Source organism: Mycobacterium sp., from assembly GCF_049683935.1.
Taxonomy (GTDB): Bacteria; Actinomycetota; Actinomycetes; order Mycobacteriales; family Mycobacteriaceae; genus Mycobacterium.
This window is the reverse complement of record NZ_JBAUJR010000045.1, coordinates 1-16,096: the sequence shown is the minus strand read 5'-3', so window position 1 is coordinate 16,096 and position 16,096 is coordinate 1. Positions and strand designations below refer to the sequence as shown.

Here is a 16,096-nt window from a genome sequence, read left to right as displayed (position 1 = left end):
AGCAGGAACGTGTCGTGATCGCTGCGATTCTGGGCCTGATGGCGCATCAGTCGCACGGCGCGGTGCCGTGGCCCACTCCGTGGGTGACGGCCGGCCGAGGACGTGAGCGTGCCGCCGGGGCCGACCTCCACGAGCACCCGGTCCGGGTGGGCCAGCAGCATGTCGAGTTCGTCGGCGAAGCGGACGGTGGCCCGGATCTGGCGCGCCCAGGTCCCCGGGTTGGTCGCCTCGGCGGCCGACATCGTGGTGCCGGTGATGTTGGACAGCAACGGGATCTGCGGCTCCCGCAACGTCATCCCGGACAGGAACGTCGTGAACTCCGCGACCACCGGATCCATCAGACGCGAGTGGAACGCATGCGACGTCCGGACTCGGCGGGCCACGATGCCCTTCTCGGCAAGACCGGCCTGGAACGCCCGGATGGCCTCTTCGCTGCCCGCCACCACACTGCTGCCCGGATCGTTGATCGTCGCGAGATCGACGTCCGGGGTGAGGTGTTCGGCGACCGCCTGCGGGCTCAGCGGTACAGCCACCATGACGCCTCGTGGCGCGGCGTGCATCAGCCGCGCACGCATCGAGACCACCTTGACGGCGGTGTCGAGGTCGAACACGCCGGCGAGGGTGGCCGCCGGGTACTCACCGATGCTGTGCCCCGCCATGATCGAGGGCTCGACACCGTAGGACTGGATCAGCTTGGCCAGCGCGTACTCGACGGTGAACAGTGCGGGTTGGGCGCGGTCGGTGTGCTCGAGATTGCGCCCGACCCCGTCGAAGATCTCGGCGCGGAGGTCGTAGCCCATCTCGTCGCTGAACGCGGCCGCGCATTCGTCGAAGTGCCGGGCGAAGACGGGTTCGCTGTCGTGCAGGCCACGCGCCATCCCGATGTGCTGGGACCCCTGTCCGGGGAACAGGAACGCCACTCGATCGCCGGATGTCTCGGCATCGGGGACGGCTTCAGCGATGAAGACGCTGTCGGTTTCGGCGGCGCCGAGCACCGCCGCCGCGTCCTGTCGATCGTGCACGACGGCGGCGAGGCGGATCGGGTCCTTGCGCCGACGGGTGAGGGTGTAGGCCGCGTCCGACAGGGTGATGTCGTCGTTGACGGCGAGTTCTTCGGCCAGGGTCTGACGCGACTGGGCAAGTGCCTCTTGGGTTTTCGCCGAGAGCACCAGTACCTGCGGTCCGGTGCCGGCCTGCGGTGCGGATTGTGCGGCCGGTGCCTCCTCGAGGACGATGTGGGCGTTGGTGCCGCCCACGCCGAACGAGCTGACGCCGGCGCGCCGGATGCCGTCGGTCTCCCACGGCCCGTCGGCACTGCGTACCCGGAACGGCCCGCGGTCGATGTGCAGCTCGGGGTTCGGGCTGGTGTAGTGCAGCGTGGCCGGGATCGCCTTGTGCTCGAGACACAGGATGGCCTTGATCAGACCCGCGATGCCCGCGGCGGTCTCCAGATGGCCGATGTTGGACTTGACCGACCCGATGTAGCACGGGTCGCTGCGGGTTTCCTCGGCGAGATCGAACGCCTGCCGCAGGCCCTCGATCTCGATCGGGTCGCCCAGTGGGGTACCGGTGCCGTGGCTCTCGACGTAGCCGATCGTTGATGCGTCGACCTCGGCCACCGCGTGTGCCTCGGCGATGACCTCGGCCTGGCCCATCGCGTTGGGCGCGGCGTACGTCATCTTCGTCGCACCGTCGTTGTTGAGCGCCGACCCGCGGATCACCGCGTGGATGTGGTCGCCGTCGTCGATAGCGTCCTGCAGTGCCTTGAGCACCACGACACCGACGCCGCTTCCGAAGATGGTGCCGTCGGAGCGGACGTCGAAGGGCCTGCAGTGTCCGGTCGGTGAGACCATGGCGCCCTGCTCGTACCAGTACCCGACGTTGTGCGGGACCCGCAGCGACGAGCCGCCGGCCAGGGCGATGTCACACTCCCCGTTGAGGATCGACTGGCATGCCAGGTGCACGGCGACCAGCGACGACGAGCATGCCGTTGCCACCGACAGGGCGGGGCCGCGGAAGTCGAACTGATGGGCCACCCGGGTGGCCAGATGGTCCTTGTCGTTCTGCAACGACAGGTTCACCATCTCGTAGCTCGCACCCTGGCCGATGACCATCATCGGGTCGTAGTTGGACATCAGGTTGTGCAGCAGATAGCCGCTGGCAGAGCTGGTTCCGAAAACACCGACGGTGGCCTCGAGGTCGGCCGGGTCGTAGCCGGCGTCCTCGAGAGCGTGGAACGTGGTCTGCAGGAACAGTCGATGCTGCGGGTCGAGCATCCGTGCCGCGTACGGCGTGAAACCGAAGAATTCCGCGTCGAACTCCTCGATGCCCGACATCAGCGCCGCACGGCGCACGTAGGACCGGTTGGCCAGCGCACGCTCGCTCACTCCGGCAGCGAGCAGATCATCTTCGGAGATGTCGACGATCGACTCCACGCCCCCGCGCAGATTGCGCCAGAAAGCCGACACCGAGTTCGCTCCCGGGAACCGCCCTGCCATGCCGATGACGGCAATCGCGTTGGGCGGGAACGAATCCCCTGTACTCGTCACGATCGTGGTCCCACTTTCCGCCGCGATGCGGCACGTTGACGGGCTGCGGCACGTTGCTGCGCCCGGTCACGCAATGCGTTGGGGCGCTCGGAGGTGTCCTCTTCGGCCAGGCCGAGTTGCCGGATGAGATCCAGCGCCAGATCGGCCAGCGAGGCACCCTGGAGCAGCAGTGCCACCGGCGGCTCGACGCCGAAGTCGCCGCGGATGGTGTTGCGCATCCGCACCGCCATCAACGAATCCAGCCCCAGCTCGGTCAGTGGCTGAGCGGTGTCCACCGCACCGTCGTCGGAGTAGCCCATGATGGCCGAGATCCGACGGCGCAACCGGGCCACGACGACGCGGTTGATCTCTGCCGCGTCCAGCTCCTTGAGCGCTTCGGGACCGCCCCAGTCCTCGTCGACCTCGTCGGTCTCCAGCTCTCCCACCAGATCTGTGAAGAAGCCGATCTGATGGATCTCCGGGAACGCCGCGGCAGCGCGGTCCAGCCGCAGCCGGGCGATGCCGACCCGGGAGAAGCCTGCGGCCAGCACACCGCCCAGGGCGTCCACGCCTTCGGCCGGAGTGATCGGGTCCAGCACCGAGAAGCGCAGCGAGCTGGCCAGGCCGACGTCGGCCCACTGCCCCCAGTTGATCGCGATCGCGGGCAGGCCCGCCGCGCGGCGCCAGGCGACCAGTCCGTCCAGCCAGGCGTTGGCGCAGGCATAGGCCGCCTGGCCCGGTGAACCGAGCAGCGACACGATCGAGGAGAAGCCCACCCACCAGTCGAGCTCGAGCCCGGCGGTGACCTCGTGCAGGCGCAACGCACCGGCAGCCTTGGGCGCCCAGATCTTGTCCAGGCTCTCCCGGGTGAGGCCGACGAAGATCTCGTCCTCCAGCACTGCGGCCGAGTGGATCACGCCGCGCACCGGCTTGCCGGTCTCCGCCGCGGCGGCGACGAGCCGCTCGGCGACACCGGGCACCGCGACATCGCCGAGGACGGCGACGATCTCGGCGCGGTCGGACAGTTGGTCCAGCTCCGCCTGCACCTCTTCGGAGGGAGCGCCGCGGCCGTTGACGACCACGCGGCCGGCGCCGTGGTCGACAAGCCAGCGGACCACCGCCATGCCGACCCCGCCGAGCGCGCCCGTGACGACGTAGGAGCCGTCCCTGCGCACCACCAGTTCGCCCTTGGTGGACGGCAGTTGGGCGCGCGAGAGCCGCTCGACGAACCGGGTGGACCGCCGCCACGCGATGACGTCGTCGTCACCCGCGGCTTCGATCTCGGTCGCCAGGATCGAGGACGACACCCCGGCTTCGTTCCCCGAGCCGACGTCGAGAAGCGTTGTCTTGAGGTCGGGATGTTCGTAGGCCAGCACCCGCGCCAGGCCCTTGAGACTGTTCGTGCCCGGGTTGCCGGGACCGTCCTGAGCGTCGACGACGAGGCCGCCGTTGCTGACCAGCCAGAGCCGCGGTGCCTTGCCGTGCCAGCTGCCGACGATGGCGCGGACCGTGCCCGCGACACCCCAGATCACGTCGCGTGCGTGCGCCAGCCCGGATGCGGAGTCGGAGCCGTCGAGGACGAGTTGGTCGGGGAAGTCACAGAACACGATCACCCCCGCCGGAGGCAGATCGGGGTCGGCGGTGGCGGTGGCGAACGCCTCCCGCACCGCGGATTCGTCACCGAGATCGGCGGTGATCACCCGGCGATCAGGTGCCCCGAAGCCGGTCGCGAAGTCCTGAGCGCTCGCCAGACCTGCCGCCCCGTCGGCCAGCGCCAGCCAGCTGCCGCGCGCCGCGCCGCCCGCGGGAGCCGCAGATTCGACCCATACGGAATCAAAGATCTTCTGCGACAACGGAAGTGGCACAGTGCGTCGCTGGATTCGCTTGAGGTGGACGTCGTTGACCTGGGCCAGGACCGTTCCGCTGTCGTCGGCGAGAGTGACCCGACCGACCGCGTCACCGCTGTCCTCGACGACGCTGACCAACTCGGCGCGGCACCGCGCCCGCCGTCCGATCTCGCCGAACACCCGGATCGACCCGAAACCGACCGGCAGGTAGGTGACGTCGGTGGAGTCCGAGAGGGTCTCGTCGCTCATCGCCGCCGCGAGACCCTGCAGTGCGGCGTCCAGCATGACCGGGTGCAGCACGATGCCGCGGTGTGGTGTCGCCTCGTCGGGCAGCACGATCTCGGTGTCCGCGGCGCCGTTGCTCCGCACGATGCGTGTCAGCGCGGCGAACGCGTGGGCGTGATGGGCGCCGGTGCGACGCAGGGCGGTGTAGAAGTCCGACGGTGACACCGGGGTGCCATCGGGGGACGCCGTGAGCCTGCCGGCGGTGGTGGCGGCGTCCGCAGCCCGGACCTTGCCCGCGGCGTGGCGGGTCCAGCTGCCCGCATCGGAGCGGGAGTGGATCTCCACGCGGTTCTCGCCGGTGCTCTCGTCGGTGACCAGCTGGGTGGTCAGCATGGTGTGTGGATCGAGTGGCAGCATCTGCTCGACCTCGACCTCGACCTCCACACCGGTCGCGGGCAGGCCCAAGGCCTCACATCCCGCCGCGAGGGCGATCTCGGCGAAACCGGCACCCGGCATGACCGGCAGACCGTGCACGATGTGATCGGCGAGCCACGGGTGAGCCTCCAGGCCCACATCGGACTGCCAGACGTGGCCGGTGCCGGACGGCAGCTCGACGTGCAGGCCGAGCAGCGGGTGCGCACCGGAGAACTTCTGTCCGGAGGAGCGGTCGGACTGCCAGAACGCCACATGCTGCCAGGTGGTCGGCGGCACATCCACGACACGCGCCGTGTCGCCGTCGGGTGCCGTGACCGCGGGCGGCCGGACAGCCGCGAGCTGCGCGTGGAAGGCCAGCGATTCCGGATGGTCCCGGTTGATGGTCGCGCCCACGTGATACTTGCGGCTGGTCCCCTGTGCGGCAACGGTGTCCGAGATCGCATGCGCCAGCAGAGGATGCGGGCTGATCTCGATGAAGTTGCTGTTGTCCGCGCTGGCTTCGTGAACCGCCTGGCTGAACCGCACCGGGTTGCGCAGGTTGGCGGCCCAGTAGTCCGCCGAGTACATCGGCGAGGACCCGCTGTAGGCGACCGTCGAGACCAGCGGGATCTTCGGCGCGGCAGGCGTCAGGTACGCCAACGCCTCCCGCAGCTCGGAGAGCACCGGATCGATCGTGGGATGGTGCGACGCCACGTCCACCTCGATGCGGCGGGCCAACTTGCCCTGCCCGTCCACGAGCGCGACGACGTCGTCGACCTGGTCGGGCGGGCCCGCGATCACCGACTGCTTCGGCGATGCGTACACCGCGATCGTCAGGTCGGGACGGTCGGCGATCAGCTTCTCGGTGGCCTGCGCGTCGAGCTCCAGCAGTGCCATGGCGCCCTGGCCGGACAACCGCTTCATCAGCCGGGTCCTGGTGGCGATGATGTCGAATCCCTCGGCCGGGGTGAGCACTCCGGCGACTACCGCGGCCGTGGCCTCGCCCATCGAATGGCCGATCACCGCATCGGGTTCGACACCGTAGGAGCGCCAGAGTGCGGTCAGCGCCAGCTGCATACCGACGAGCACCGGCTGAATCCGGTCGATGCCCACGATCGGCTCACCGGCCTCCAGGGCCTCACGCAGCGAGAAACCGACCTTGTCGACGAAGGCGGGTTCCAGATCGTCGATCGCGGCCGCGAATGCCGGCTCCTCGACGAGCAGGGCCTTACCCATGCCCGCCCACTGTGCACCCTGGCCCGAGTACAGGAACACCGTCCCCACACCGGATTTGGCGTCGTGCGCCGGCACCACGCCGGGCGCCAACTGACCGGCCGCGAGAGCGCGCAGTCCGGTGATCGCTTCGGCGTGGTCGCGGGCACACACCGTCGCGATGGTGCCGTAGCGACTGCGGTGGTGGTTGACGGTGTGTGCGACGTCGGCCAGCGACACCGCGGCGCCGTCGCCCTCGAGCCAGTCGGCCAGCGTCTTCGCCGATGCCGCCAGCCGCGGGGCGGTCTTGCCCGACACCACGAGCGTGACCACCGACGGGGTCGAGGAGGCCGCGAGGGCGGGCTCCGGGCCCTGCTCGAGCACGATGTGGGCGTTGGTGCCGCTGAAGCCGAACGACGAGACGCCCGCGCGGCGCGGATGTTCGCTCGCGGGCCACTGCCCGGCTTCCGTCGGCACGAAGAGCCGCGTCGGCGTCGGATCGATCTGCGGGTTCCACTTCTCGAAGTTCAGGTTCGGCGCGATGGTGCCGTGCTGCAGCGTCAGCACGGTCTTGATGAAGCCCGCGATGCCGGCAGCGGCCTCGAGGTGGCCCATGTTGGTCTTGACCGTGCCCAGCGCGCAGGGCACCTCGCCCTTGCCGTACACGGCGGCCAGCGCGTCGAATTCGATTGGATCACCCAGACCTGTTCCGGTGCCGTGGGTTTCGATGTAGTGCACGGTTCCCGCGGCGACGTCGGCCGAGCGCAGCGCCCGGGTGAGGACGTCGCGCTGCGACGGCGCGTTCGGAGCTGTCAGGCCGTTGGAGCGGCCGTCCTGGTTCACGGCCGAACCGCGCACCACGCCCAGCACCCGGTCGCCGTCGCGCACCGCGTCGGTCAGGCGTTTGAGAACCACGACGCCGGCGCCTTCGCCACGGACGAACCCGTCGGCGCGCGAGTCGAACGCGTGGCACTTGCCGTGCGGGGAGAGCATGCCCCATTTGGCAAGGGCCAGTTGAGTTTCCGGGCGCAGATTCAGGCTGACGCCGCCGGCGAGGGCAAGATCGCTCTCCCGCATGCGCAGGCTGTGGCAGGCCAGGTGGATGGACACCAGCGACGACGAGCAGGCGGTGTCGACCGCGACCGCGGGGCCCTTGAGGCCGAGCAGGTAGGAGATCCGGCCGACGGTGACGCTGTGCGCGTTGCCGGTCGCAGAGTACGCATCGATGGAGTCCGCGTTGTCGGCCGAGGCGTTCTGGTACTCCGAGTAGTAGACACCCAGCATCACCGCGGTGCGGGATTCGCCGAGCTGATCGGGGGCATAGCCGGCGTTCTCCAGCGCCTCCCAGGCGACCTCGAGGGCCACCCGCTGCTGCGGATCCATCGAGGTCGCTTCACGCGGGCTGATGCCGAAGAAGTCCGCGTCGAAACCGGAGACGTCGTCGAGATAGGCGCCCCACTTGGTGGGCATCCGGCCCGGCGCCGTCAGGTCGGGGTCGTAGAACGCCTCGGCGTCCCAGCGGTCGGCGGGCACCTCGGTGACCGCGTCGGTGCCGCTCTCCAGGAGCTTCCAGAAGCTGTCGGGACCGGTCACGCCACCGGGGAACCGGCAGCCGATGCCGACGACGGCGATCGGTTCTGCACCGGCCACCCGGGATGCCTTCTCGAACTGCTCGGCGAGCTTGTCGCGCTGCTCGGCGGACATGCCCGAGATCCTGTCGAAGGTCGTCTTCATCAGTGTGAGCCCTCACTACCGGCCGTGGCCGTATCGACTTCGGATTCAATACTGTCGAACAACTCGTCGAGCACGCTGAACGAGTCGGAGTTGTCCTCGGTTTCGGTCTCTTCGGGTTCCTGCGCGCTCTGTGTCGGCGCCAACAGCTCGGCCACGAACTCCGACATCTGGGAGATCGACGGGTGGTTCCACAACATCGTCGCGGACAACTCGACGCGGACCAGCGCCTTGGCGTCGCGCAGCAGATTCATCGCCATCATCGAGTCGAGACCCAACTCGGGGAACGGCATGTCGAAATCGACTGCGCCTTCGGGCATGCCCAGCTCGCGGGCCAGGATGGCGCGCAGTCGTACCCGCAGTTCGTCGATCGTCTCCTTGGAGTTCATCGCCGACCAGTCGACGAACTCCGCTGCGCTCGGGGCTGTTTGGTCAGACGTCGCCGCGGGCGCGGATTCGACCGCGGTGTAGGCGAGACCGCGGATGTCCACGTAGGTGGTGCCGTCAGCACCCTTGACCAGAACATCGACGACGAGTCCGTCGGCGATCCCGTCACGCCGGTAGACCTCGACGACGCCGTGGGTGGCACTCGATTCGACCGCGACGCCGATGCTCTCGACCCCCGCCGGGAGCAACATCTGCTCGTTGGCGGCGTCGGCGAGGCGGGCGACGTAGACCGCGGCGTCGACCAGCGCTGCCGACGGCGACTCCGCCCCCTGCGGGAGTTCCACCGCGGCGCGTACTCCCGCGGGGGTGGCGGCGCAGTCGGTGACCGTCCACGCGAAGGGCTGACCCTCCACTCCCCACGCCTGTTGCAGCGCAGCGATCGCCACCCCGTCGAACTTCTCGTTGCCGGGGCTCTGATCGCCCTGCGGGCTGTCGACCGGCGCCTCGACCAGTTGTGCGCTCGCATGCCGGGTCCAGCGCTGTTCCGGAGTGTCAGGGCCCGAACTCGACCAGACCGTCAGCGCACCGCCGTCGGCCGTCACATGGATCGCCTTCGGCTGGTCGGCGACGATCGGATATTCGAAGCGGACGGCACCGACCGTGGTGCCGTCGGTGTCAGCCGCCGCGGTCGAAAGTGTCTGCAGCAGCACCGAAACCGGCACCACCTCGACACCTCGGACCCGGTGCGCCACGGGATAGGATCGAGCCTCGGGATGGAGGCGGGCCCGCCACAGCCGGTCGTGCGAGGTGCCGGTGACGGGATCTCCGAGCACCGTGCCCCAGGCGGGAGCGGGCAGCGAATCCAGGTCGCCTGCGTCGGCTGTGTCGTTGCCGGGGCCCGCGACCAGACGGTCGAGGACCTTCACGGGCGCGCGCATCCGGTAGGCGTCGGCCAGCCGTGGCCAATCTGCGCCGGCCACCACGGTCTGGACCCCGGCGTCGGGACTGAGCACCGCGGGCAGCATCTTGATCGCGACGTCGTTGGGCATCGGGTCGAGTCCCGCCGCCTTCATCTGCGGCTGCGCGTCCGCCCAGGACTTCCACAGCCCCCAGTCGACGACCGTCGCCGGCAGTCCGAGCGCGCGCCGTGCGTAGGCGAACGCATCGGCGAACGCGTTGGCGGCGGTGTAGTGCGCGACCGCCCGCGAACCGAGCAGTCCGGTGATCGAGGAGAACAACACGAATCGCCGTACAGGTGTCCGCAGGGACAGCTTGTGCAGCACCGTCGCGGCATCGACCTTCGAGCGGAACATCGGGTTCAGGTCATCGTCGGTCATCTCGGTGAGCAGTGCTTCACCGCCGGCCAGGGACGCGAGATACACGCCGTCGAGCGGCGGCAGGTCGGCGCCGAACCGGTCGAAGACCGCCGCCATGGCGGCCTCGTCGGCCGCATCGGCGGCAACCTCGACCAGCGTGGTCCCGCTCTCGGTGAGCTCGCCGACGAGGTCGGCCAGCCCGGTGCCGCGCCGGGAGACGGCCACGATCGTCGAGGCCCCCATGTCGGCGAGTTGGCGGATCAGGGAGGGGCCGACATTGCCCGTGGCGCCGACGACCAGATGGCTGGTGCCGCTCTAGAGCCGGGTCAGGGGTACGGCGGGCAGTGGCTGCGGCTCCAGGCGCGGCACCCTGCGCAGACCGCTGCGGTAGACGACCTGATCGTCGCGGTCGGTGCCTGTGCCCGTGGCCGCCTCGGCCTGCAGGTACTGGGCGAGCAGTTCGGCCGGAACTGTCTCGTCGACGTCGATGAGACCGCCCCAGAATTCAGCGTGCTCCAGTGCCAGCGTGCGACCCTGGCCCCACAGCACGGCGTGCGCCGGGTTCGCCCGGTCGCCTTCGGTGACGGGCTGGGCGTTGCGGGTGACGATGAACAGCCGCGGTGCGGATTCGGCAGCGGCGAGCGCGACGACCAGTCGTCGCAGCTCACCGAACACGCGGTAGGCCGCGGCGGCGTCGAGGCGTCCCGACGGCGCGCCGGGTGCGTACACCACATGGTCGACGCTGCCGAGAGCGCTGCGCAGCGGGCCGTCGTCGGCCAGAGCGGACAGCGGCAGCTCCTGTGACGTCGGTCCGAGCAACTGCGCGAGGTCGGCTCCGTCGTCGTCGGTGAGCACCAACCAGGAGGCGTCGGAGTCGGCCTGCCCCAGCTCGCGCACCGGCCAGCTGAGCCGGTGGAACCATTCGTGGTGACCGCCGTCGGGCTGGGTCGAGGAGACTGCAACTCCGTTGTGCTGCAGCTCATTCGACTTCTGTGCCGTCTGGATCCAGTGGTGGGTGTGCTGCCACGGTGTTGCCGGGATCTGCACCCGCGGACCGGCGCGGTGGGGCAGCTTCGGCGGGCGGACCGTGTGGGTGGCGTTCAGGCTGGTGCGGAACGTCAGTGTGTCGTTGGCGTCACGCTGCAGGGTGCCGAGGCTGAGGTGCCGCGTGTCCGCCAGGGTGTCCTTGATCGCGTAGCCGAGCAGCGGGTGCGGGCTCACCTCGACGAACACCGCGTTGTCGACCGCCGCGGCAGCCACCGCCCTGGCGAAACGCACCGGATTGCGCAGGTTGGCCACCCAGTGGTCGGCGTCGAACACGTTGCTGCCGTCGGTGGGACGCAGGTCGGTGGTGACGATTATCGGTGTCGTCGGCTGCTGGGGTTGGAGGTCCGCGAGTTCGGCGCGTAGCTCGTCGAGGATCGGATCGACGATCGGGTGGTGGGACGCGACATCGACGTCGACCCGGCGGGCCAGCCGATCTCGGGCATCCACCACGGCGATCGCGGCGTCCACCTGCTCCGGGGGCCCGGCGATCACCGTCTGGTGGGCTGAGGCGTACACCGCGACCGTCAGGCCGTCATAGCCCGAGATCAGTTCCTCGGCGGCGGCGGCGTCCAGTTCGAGCAGTGCCATCGCGCCCTGACCGGACAGCCGTTTCATCAGCCGGGACCGGGTCGCGATGACCTTGAGCCCGTCGGCCGGGCTCAGCGCCCCGGACACCACCGCGGCCGTGACCTCACCCATCGAGTGGCCGATCACGGCGTCCGGCTTCACCCCGTAGGAACGCCACAGCGCGGTCAGCGCAAGCTGCACACCGACAAGAACCGGCTGGATCCTGTCGATTCCGACGACGGTCTCGCCGGAGGTCAGCACCTCGCGCAGCGAGAACCCGACCTGTGCAACGAAGTCCGGTTCCAGCTCGTCGACGGCCGCGGCGAATGCGGGCTCATCGGCCAGCAGACGCCGGCCCATTCCGGCCCACTGCGAGCCCTGCCCGGAGTAGAGGAACACGGTGCCCGAGCAGGCGCCGTCGTTCGCGGCGACCACGCCCGGTGCCGGGTATCCCCCGGCCAGCGCGCGCAGGCCGGCCACCGCTTGCACACGGTCACCCGCGGCGACGGTGGCGAACTTGGTGTGTTGGGCGCGGCGGTGGTTGAGCGTCTCCGCAAGATCGGCCAGGCGCACCTGCTGGCCGGCGGGCGTCTCCAGCCAGTCGGCGAGGCTGCCCGCCTGCGCCGCGATCCGGGCCGGCGTCTTGCCGGTGATGATCAACGTGCTGACCGGTGGATCAGGTTGGGTGGCAACAACTTCGACTTCCGGTGCCTGCTCGATGACGATGTGGGCGTTGGTGCCGCTGACACCGAACGATGACACCGCCGCCCGGCGGGGACGGCTGACCGTGCCAGATTCGCGGCTCGCCGCGGTGTCTGATTCGCGGCTCGCCGCGGAAGGCCAGTTCATCGGCTCCGAGGCGATCTTGAAGCGCGACGCCCCCTCACCGGCCTGCGGCGTCAGCTTGGTGAAGTGCAGCTGTTTGGGGATGGCGCCGTGGTGCACGCTCAGGACCGTCTTGATGAAGCCGGTGACGCCGGCCCCCGACTCGAGGTGGCCGAGGTTGGTCTTCACCGACCCGAGCACCAGGGGTGCGGAGTCCTGGCGATCGCCGTAGACCGCGCTCAGGGCGTCCAATTCGATCGGGTCGCCCAGCGCGGTACCGGTGCCGTGCGCCTCGATGTAGTCGATGTCCGACGGAGCCAACCGCGCCGACTCCAGGGCCTTGCGCATCAGCTCCTGCTGGGCCGGGCCGTTGGGCACGGTCTGCCCGCTACTGGCGCCGTCCTGGTTGACCGCCGAGCCGCGGACCACGGCGAGGACCCGGTCCCCGTCGCGCAGTGCGTCGGTGAGGCGCTTGAGCACCACGACACCACAGCCCTCGCTGCGGACGTACCCGTCGGCGTCCGCGTCGAAGGTCTTGCACAGGCCGTCCGGGGCCAGCATGCCCCAGCGCGAACAGGCGATGTTGTTCTCCGGGCTCAGGATCAGGTTGACCCCGGCGGCCAGCGCATGGTCGCTCTCGCCACGGCGCAGGCTCTGGCAGGCGAGATGGATGGACACCAGCGACGACGAACAGGCGGTGTCGCTGACCACGGCGGGTCCCCGGACACCCAGGAAGTACGACAGCCGTCCTGCGGCGAAGTTGGGCGCGTTGCCGAACGGGATGTAGGGGTCGATGTCCTCGGGCGCCAGTTTCCCGACCACCGAGTGGTAGTAGTCGTTGGTCGTCATCCCGATGAACACGCCTGTCGCCGAGCCACGCAGGGTGCGCGGGTTGATGCCGGCGTTCTCCAGCGATTCCCAGGCGACTTCGAGCAGTAGCCGCTGCTGGGGGTCCATGGCGGCGGCCTCGCGAGGAGCGATCGAGAAGAACTCCGCGTCGAATTCGTCGGGCTGCCAGGAGGTGAGGAATCCGCCTTCGCGGTTGCAGATGGTTCCCGGCACGGTGTGGTCGGGCGAGTAGAACTCGTCGGCGTCCCACCGGTCGGCCGGCACTCTGATGACCCCGCTCTTGCCGTCCTGCAACAGCTTCCAGAACTCGTCGGCGTTGTCGACTCCGCCGGGCAGCCGGCACCCGATGCCGACCACGGCGATCGGCTCGGTTTCGGCCTTCTCGGCGGTCTCCAGGCGCGCCGTCAGATCGTCGATCTTGCGCAGTGCTTCGGTGATGATCGCGCGGCGGTCAGGCGATGCGGGAGTTGTCTGGGTCATGTCGCTCTAACTCAATCTTTCCGACAGTCTTGCGAGGAGTTCGTCCTCGGCCAGGTCGTCGTAGGTGTCGTCACTGGAGATGACGCCGTCAACGCCGGTCTCGTTACCGGCGGTCTCGATTGTCTCAGGAAGGATCGAGGCCAGATAACCGGTGAGTGCTTCCACCGTCGGATAGTCGAAGACCACCGACGCCGGCAGCACCTCCCCGAGGCTTTCGCTCAGCGAGCGCTGCAACGTTACGCTCATCAGCGAATCCATGCCGAACTGGAAAAATCCGACCGTTGGTTCCAGCGTATGTGCCGAGGCCAGGCCCATTGCTCTGGCGACCTGGCCGCTGACATGGTCGGTCAGCAAATCGACACGCGCCTCGGGTTCGGTTTCGCGAAGCTGCAGCCGGAACGGGGTGTCGCCGGTCAGCGACGCCTGCCCGGCCCCGTCGGTGAGCAGATCGTCGAGGATGTGTAGCTGGGCGCGGGTGTGGTACGCCGTGGCCAGCCGTGGCCAGTCGGCGGCCACGACGGTGGCCCTGGCCGGCGCTTCCGGTCCGACGAACAGTCGCAGAGCGCCGATGGCGACGGTGTCCTCCATCGGTTCCAGCCCGGACTCCTCTGTGGCCTGACGCTCGAACCCGGTCTGCACGTCGGCCAGCGATTTCCACAGGCCCCAGTTGATCGCGACGGCGGGCAACCCCGCCGCGCGGCGGGCGAAGGCGAGCGTGTCCAGGAACGTCGTCGTCGCCGCGTAGTGCGCCAGCCAGCGCGAGCCGAGCACCCCCGAGATCGACGAGAACAGCACGAACTGCTTGACCGGATGCGCCAGGGACAGGGTGTGCAGCAGCGCGGCCGCGTCCATCTTCGGGCGGAACATCGCGACGACGTCGTCGCGCGCCATCTCGGCAAGTGTCACCGGACCGCCGCTCATCGCGGCGAGGTAGACGCCGCCCAGCGGTGGCAGGTCGACACCGAAACGGTCGAACAGTGCGCTCAGGGCGACTTCATCCGCAGCATCGGCCGCCACCGTCACCACCGTGGTGCCGACTGCTGCGAGCCGCGCAGTCAGATCATCGAGCCGTGAACCCGGGTTGCGGGAGACGGCGACCACCGTCTTGGCCCCCATGTCGGCGAGCTGCTCGATCAGCTGGGGCCCGATGTTGCCGGTTGCGCCGACGACCAGGTGCGCAGTGTCCGGATCGAGCGTGTCCGCTCCGGTTGCCGGCGCGGCGGGCAGCGCGTGCACCAACCGCGCCGCCCGGCGGGTTCCCGCGCGATAGACGAGTTGGTCTTCGCCGTCGCCGTGATGAGCCTCGGCCAGCACCCACCGCGCTGCGACGACGGCCGGCACCGAGTCGTCGACGTCGATGACCGCACCCCAGATCTCGGGGTGCTCCAGTGCCAGCGTGCGTCCCAGGCCCCACAGCACCGCCTGTGCGGGGTTCGCCCGGTCTCCTTCGGTGATCGGCTGCGCGTTGCGGGTGAGCAGGAACAGCTTCGGCGGGGTCGCGGAGCCCGCGGCTGTCGAGGCGACGGTGCGACCCGCCTCGAACAGTTCGTAACCCAGGTCGTCGGAGTCGGCCGCGGCGGGTGCGTACACCACATGCGTGGTGCCCCGAAGGGCATCGGCGATCGCCGCCTGGTCGGTGCTCGCGGGCAGCACCGTCACGGGCGAACCGTCGCCCAGCAGTGCGGCGATTTCGGCTCCCAGCGATCCGTCGCCGATGACCAGCCAGTTCGACCCGGTGGCATCAGCTGCGGGGTTCGACTGTCCAGCAAGGGGTTTGACGGGCCAGGTGAGCTCGCAGAACCACTCTGCCGGAACTGCCGTATCCGCCGGGGCGCCGGTGCGGCCGGGCGACGTTCGGCGCAGCGGACGCACGTCCACCCAGTGCCGCGTGCGGTGCCACGGGGTGGCGGGCAGCACGATGTGCGGCTCGGTGCCCAGCGGTGTCTGTGGTGGCCGGGAGGTGTGGGTGGCGTTCAGGTTGGCGTGGAAGGTGACCGTGTCGTCGGTGTCGCGAGCCAACGTGGCGATCGTGCGGTGACCCATCGTGCCGTGACTCGCTGTGTCCGTGTCGGTGAGCGTGTCGTTGATCGGCTGGCCCAGTGTCGAGTGCGGGCTGACCTCGATGAAGGTGCCGTGGTCTTCGGCTGCTGCGCCGATGGCCCGGCTGAACCGCACCGGCCGCCGCACATTGGACACCCAGTACTCGGCGTCGAGGACCGGCGCCGACGCCGGGTCGGTGACCGTGGACAGGAATGGCAGCGTGGGCACGTTGGGCTCGATATCGGCCAGTGCAGTGCGGATGTCCGGCAGCACCGGGTCCATCAGGGCGGTGTGGGAGGCGACCTCCATGTTGACCCGGCGGGCGAACTTGTTCTGCGCGGTGACGGCGGCGATGACGGCGTCGATCTGCTCGGGCAGGCCGGCGACCACGGTCTGGCGCGGCGACAGCAGACCGGCGATCTCCACGCTCGGGTACCCGGCGATCAGCGCGGTGCACGAGCCCTCATCGAGGTTCAGCAGCGCGACGGCGCCCTGTCCGGCCAGCCGGGACATCAGGGTGGAGCGGTGGGCGATGACCTTGAGGCCGTCGGCGAGGCTGAGTGCTCCGCAGACGACGGCGGCGGTGACCTCGCCCATGGAGTGGCCGATCACGGCGTCGGGATGCACG

General features: G+C 69.5%; 5 protein-coding genes. All 5 read right to left on the bottom strand.

The annotated features are described in order from the left end of the window. Window positions 1–2,498: type I polyketide synthase (locus WA965_RS02545; RefSeq protein WP_526447021.1), on the bottom strand; the 2,498-nt coding region annotated here is incomplete at its 3' end. Between the two features lie 47 nt (window positions 2,499–2,545). Further along, the gene (locus WA965_RS02540) at window positions 2,546–7,960 is read right to left on the bottom strand and encodes a type I polyketide synthase (protein ID WP_526447017.1); all 5,415 of its coding nucleotides are present in this window, start codon (window positions 7,958–7,960) and stop codon (window positions 2,546–2,548) included. Beyond that, entirely contained in the window at window positions 7,960–9,960 is a 2,001-nt protein-coding gene (locus WA965_RS02535; protein WP_526447019.1) for an SDR family NAD(P)-dependent oxidoreductase, read from the bottom strand. Before WA965_RS02535 ends, WA965_RS02540 begins: the two co-directional genes overlap by 1 nt. A gap of 15 nt (window positions 9,961–9,975) precedes the next feature. Further along, entirely contained in the window at window positions 9,976–13,428 is a 3,453-nt protein-coding gene (locus tag WA965_RS02530; protein ID WP_526447015.1) for a type I polyketide synthase, read from the bottom strand. Between the two features lie 6 nt (window positions 13,429–13,434). After that, the coding region (locus WA965_RS02525) for an SDR family NAD(P)-dependent oxidoreductase (RefSeq protein ID WP_526298437.1) at window positions 13,435–16,096 on the bottom strand (2,662 nt) is incomplete at its 5' end.

Coding starts and splice junctions, on each gene's coding strand:
- WA965_RS02530 (WP_526447015.1), bottom strand. CDS start 13,428: ATGACCCAGACAACTCCCGCATCGCCTGACCGCCGCGCGATCATCACC.
- WA965_RS02540 (WP_526447017.1), bottom strand. CDS start 7,960: ATGAAGACGACCTTCGACAGGATCTCGGGCATGTCCGCCGAGCAGCGC.